The organism is Streptomyces sp. NPDC051963, from assembly GCF_044593495.1.
Lineage (GTDB): Bacteria > Actinomycetota > Actinomycetes > Streptomycetales > Streptomycetaceae > Streptomyces.
Genome location: NZ_JBIUCC010000028.1, coordinates 1 through 1,410 on the forward strand (window position 1 = coordinate 1; position 1,410 = coordinate 1,410).

Sequence of the window (1,410 nt, forward strand, 5' to 3'; positions counted from 1 at the left end):
GCTGCAATGACACGACTTCGGCGGTACGCTTGAGCCCCGCTACATTGTCGGCGCGGAATCACTAGACCAGTGAGCTATTACGCACTCTTTCAAGGGTGGCTGCTTCTAAGCCAACCTCCTGGTTGTCTCTGCGACTCCACATCCTTTCCCACTTAGCGTACGCTTAGGGGCCTTAGTCGATGCTCTGGGCTGTTTCCCTCTCGACCATGGAGCTTATCCCCCACAGTCTCACTGCCGCGCTCTCACTTACCGGCATTCGGAGTTTGGCTAAGGTCAGTAACCCGGTAGGGCCCATCGCCTATCCAGTGCTCTACCTCCGGCAAGAAACACACGACGCTGCACCTAAATGCATTTCGGGGAGAACCAGCTATCACGGAGTTTGATTGGCCTTTCACCCCTAACCACAGGTCATCCCCCAGGTTTTCAACCCTGGTGGGTTCGGTCCTCCACGAAGTCTTACCTCCGCTTCAACCTGCCCATGGCTAGATCACTCCGCTTCGGGTCTTGAGCGCGCTACTAAACCGCCCTATTCGGACTCGCTTTCGCTACGGCTTCCCCACACGGGTTAACCTCGCAACACACCGCAAACTCGCAGGCTCATTCTTCAAAAGGCACGCAGTCACGAGGCAAACACAAGTGTTTGCCCGACGCTCCCACGGCTTGTAGGCACACGGTTTCAGGTACTATTTCACTCCGCTCCCGCGGTACTTTTCACCATTCCCTCACGGTACTATCCGCTATCGGTCACCAGGGAATATTTAGGCTTAACGGGTGGTCCCGCCAGATTCACACGGGATTTCTCGGGCCCCGTGCTACTTGGGTGTCTCTCAAACGAGCCGCTGACGTTTCGACTACGGGGGTCTTACCCTCTACGCCGGACCTTTCGCATGTCCTTCGCCTACATCAACGGTTTCTGACTCGTCTCACGGCCGGCAGACCGTAAAAGAGAGATCCCACAACCCCGCACACGCAACCCCTGCCGGGTCTCACACGTATACGGTTTGGCCTCATCCGGTTTCGCTCGCCACTACTCCCGGAATCACGGTTGTTTTCTCTTCCTGCGGGTACTGAGATGTTTCACTTCCCCGCGTTCCCTCCACATACCCTATGAGTTCAGGTACGGGTGACAGCCCATGACGACTGCCGGGTTTCCCCATTCGGAAACCCCCGGATCAAAGCCTGGTTGACGACTCCCCGGGGACTATCGTGGCCTCCCACGTCCTTCATCGGTTCCTGGTGCCAAGGCATCCACCGTGCGCCCTTAAAAACTTGGCCACAGATGCTCGCGTCCACTGTGCAGTTCTCAAACAACGACCAACCACCCATCACCCCGCCACACTCGGCGAGTTCACTGGGGCCGGCAACTGAAGGCGACCTCACGGCCGTACCCTCAGACACCCAACAACGTGC

The 1,410-nt window shown here is 57.4% G+C and carries 1 rRNA gene; it reads right to left on the reverse strand.

Annotation, left to right across the window (positions count from 1 at the left end):
* Window positions 1-1,275: ribosomal RNA gene (locus ACIHFB_RS45780) — 23S ribosomal RNA — on the reverse strand; the annotation flags it as partial.
* Window positions 1,276-1,410 lie beyond the last annotated feature (135 nt).